General features: G+C 68.7%; 2 protein-coding genes and 3 tRNA genes. 1 reads left to right on the top strand and 4 read right to left on the bottom strand.

The window, feature by feature from the left end; genetic code table 11:
- Nucleotides 1–32: 32 nt before the first annotated feature.
- The gene (locus QL987_RS16585; protein ID WP_290158755.1) at nt 33–1034 is read right to left on the bottom strand and encodes an SDR family oxidoreductase; all 1002 of its coding nucleotides are present in this window, start codon (nt 1032–1034) and stop codon (nt 33–35) included.
- 123 nt (nt 1035–1157) lie between these two features.
- On the opposite strand from QL987_RS16585, the gene QL987_RS16580 reads away from it, so the two are divergent.
- The gene (locus QL987_RS16580; RefSeq protein WP_221849045.1) at nt 1158–2168 is read left to right on the top strand and encodes an aldo/keto reductase family protein; all 1011 of its coding nucleotides are present in this window, start codon (nt 1158–1160) and stop codon (nt 2166–2168) included.
- A 188-nt stretch (nt 2169–2356) separates the two neighbouring features.
- On the opposite strand, the gene QL987_RS16575 is transcribed toward QL987_RS16580, so the two are convergent.
- From QL987_RS16575 to QL987_RS16565, 3 genes are all read right to left on the bottom strand, one after another.
- Nucleotides 2357–2429 (bottom strand) — tRNA-Phe (locus QL987_RS16575).
- A 1-nt stretch (nt 2430) separates the two neighbouring features.
- A tRNA-Asp gene (locus QL987_RS16570) sits at nt 2431–2507 on the bottom strand.
- Nucleotides 2508–2570: 63 nt separating this feature from the next.
- A tRNA-Glu gene (locus QL987_RS16565) sits at nt 2571–2643 on the bottom strand.
- Between the last annotated feature and the right edge of the window lie 264 nt (nt 2644–2907).

Genomic DNA, 2907 nt, shown 5'->3' with positions numbered 1-2907 from the left:
GCCGCCCCGCGCCTCCCGTCCGACAGGTGGCGCTAGACGCGACCCGGCGCGTACGCCTCGGCCAGCCGGTCCATCAGCGCGTCCTTCTCCTCGTCGACGACCTGCGCCTCCGGGTGCGCGTCGTACCAGGCGACCAGTTCGCGGGCGCCCTCGCGGAACGAGGTGCGCGCCGCCCAACCCGGCACGAGCGTCCGCACCTTGCTGTTGTCGAACACCATGCTGTTCGCCTTGTCGCCGACCACACCCGCGCCCCACTCCGGGTCCGCGGCCATGATCGCGTCCGCCGGCACGTGCACGATCTGCGGTTCCGGCGCCCCCGCGGCGGCCGCGACCTCCTGGTGGATGCGGTCCCACGTCGGCGACTCCTGGCCGGTGATGTGGAACGCCTCGCCGATCGCCTCGGCCCGGTCCAGCACCCCGACGAACGCGACCGCGAAGTCCCGCGCGTGCGTGATCGTCCACAGCGAGGTCCCGTCACCCGGCACGACCACCGGCTTGCCCGCCCGCATCCGCGCGACGACCGTCCAGCCGCCGTCGAACGGCAGCAGCGTCTCGTCGTAGGTGTGCGACGGCCGGATGATCGTCATCGGGAAGTCGTCCTGCCGGTACGCGGCGACCAGCAGGTCCTCACACGCGATCTTGTCCCGCGAGTACTGCCAGTACGGGTTCTTCAGCGGCGTCGACTCCGTCACCGGCAGGTGCGTCGGCGGGGTCTGGTACGCCGAAGCCGAGCTGATGAACACGTACTGGCGGGTCTTGCCGGTGAAGAAGTCGATGTCGGCCTGTACCTGGTCCGGGGTGAACGCGACGAAGTCGATGACCACGTCGAAGGTGCGGTCGCCGATCGCCGCCGCCAGGGCGTCCCGGTCCGCGACGTCGGCCTGGAGGCGCGTCACCGCATCCGGCAACGTCCGCTTCTCCGTCGTGCCCCGGTTGAGCACCGCGACGTCGAAGCCCTGGTCCACCGCCTCGCGCACGCAGGCGGCGCTGATGATGCCGCTCCCGCCGATGAACAGCACGCTGGATCCGGTCATGGATGCTCCCTTGCTCCCGGCGGTGCGTCCGCGCACCGCGCCTCTTGCGATCCTGCACCGTCGGGGCCGCGTACCGTCACGGGCGTGCCGCATCGACGCGGCCACGACAGGAGTGACAGACACATGGAGTACCGCTACCTCGGCAACTCGGGCCTCAAGGTCTCCGAGATCACCTACGGCAACTGGCTCACCCACGCCTCCCAGGTCGAGAACGACGCGGCGATCGCCTGCGTCAAGGCCGCCCTCGAGGTCGGCATCTCGACGTTCGACACCGCCGACGTGTACGCGAACACCGGTGCCGAGACCGTCCTCGGCGAAGCGCTGAAGGGCGAGCGTCGCCAGTCCCTCGAGATCGCGACGAAGGTCTTCGGGCCGACCGGTCCCAAGGGCCACAACGACACCGGGCTGTCGCGCAAGCACATCCTCGAGTCCATCGACGGCTCGCTCGGCCGCCTGCAGACCGACTACGTCGACCTGTACCAGGCGCACCGCTACGACCACGAGACCCCGCTCGAAGAGACCATGCAGGCGTTCGCCGACGTGGTCCGTGCGGGCAAGGTCCTGTACGTCGGCGTCTCGGAGTGGACCGCCGACCAGCTCCGCGCCGGAGCGGCACTGGCGAAGGACCTCGGCTTCCAGCTCATCTCGAACCAGCCGCAGTACTCCGCGCTCTGGCGGGTCATCGAGGAGGAGGTCGTCCCCACCTCGAAGGAACTCGGCATCTCCCAGATCGTCTGGTCCCCGATCGCGCAGGGTGTGCTCACCGGCAAGTACCAGCCCGGGCAGCCGCTGCCCGAGGGGTCCCGCGCGACCGACGACAAGGGCGGCGCGAAGATGATCTCGCGCTTCATGAACGACGAGGTGCTCACCGCCGTGCAGGAGCTCAAGCCGATCGCCGACGAGCTCAGCCTGTCGATGGCGCAGCTCGCCGTCGCCTGGGTGCTGCAGAACGAGAACGTGGCGTCCGCCATCATCGGTGCCTCGCGACCGGAGCAGGTGCACGACAACGCCGGCGCTGCCGGAGTGCAGATCCCCGCCGAGCTGATGTCCCGCATCGACGACGCCCTCGGGGCCGTCGTCGAGCGTGACCCGGCGAAGACGAACGACAGCAGCCCGAAGACCCGCGAGGCGTAGGCGGCGCTGCCCGGCCGGGACGAGCCTCCCGGCCGGCTGCCGCACAACAGGAAGCGGCTCGAACCACGGGAATGCGTGGTTCGAGCCGCTTCCTGTTGTGCGTGGACGATCCGCTCCGCGGATCCGAGCGCGGACCCCGCCGGCGCAACGCAAAAGAGCCCCCTACCGAAGTAAGGGGCTCTTCACCGTGGCTGGACGCGGCGTCGATCCGCGGACCTTTCGATTTTCAGTCGAACGCTCTACCAACTGAGCTACCCAGCCGTGGCGACCCTGACGGGACTTGAACCCGCGACCTCCGCCGTGACAGGGCGGCACGCTAACCAACTGCGCTACAGGGCCATATGGAATTGCTTGTGTTGCTTCGGTGTCGTTCTGTTCTGCTTGCTGTCCCCCGATGAGGAGTGACCCCAACGGGATTCGAACCCGTGCTGCCGCCGTGAAAGGGCGGTGTCCTAGGCCACTAAACGATGGGGCCGCAAGCAGTGCATCGCGCTACCGATGGACAAGCATACGGACGGTCGGCCCTCTTGCCAAATCGAGCCCGCCGAACGCTCCGCTTGGGCGTGTCGCGCCACCTCGACGGACCCTCAGGGAGTGACCGGAGCGGGCTCCCGAGGGGCGGTCGACACCGATGGGAGCATCGCTGCTGACCTCTCACCCTCGAACGGGGTGTTCCTGGGCTGACCCATGTTGTTACTGTTACGTCTGTTGACAGTGTGACGTGCGCCACGCCGGACTG

This window comes from Curtobacterium sp. APC 4022 (assembly GCF_030407555.1).
In the GTDB taxonomy this organism is placed as follows: Bacteria; Actinomycetota; Actinomycetes; order Actinomycetales; family Microbacteriaceae; genus Curtobacterium.
This window is presented reverse-complemented; position numbering and strand designations above follow the sequence as displayed.

What these genes read in the sequence shown, in the direction of transcription:
- QL987_RS16580 (WP_221849045.1), top strand. Translation starts at nt 1,158, where the DNA reads ATGGAGTACCGCTACCTCGGCAACTCGGGCCTCAAGGTCTCCGAGATC.
- QL987_RS16585 (WP_290158755.1), bottom strand. Translation starts at nt 1,034, where the DNA reads ATGACCGGATCCAGCGTGCTGTTCATCGGCGGGAGCGGCATCATCAGC.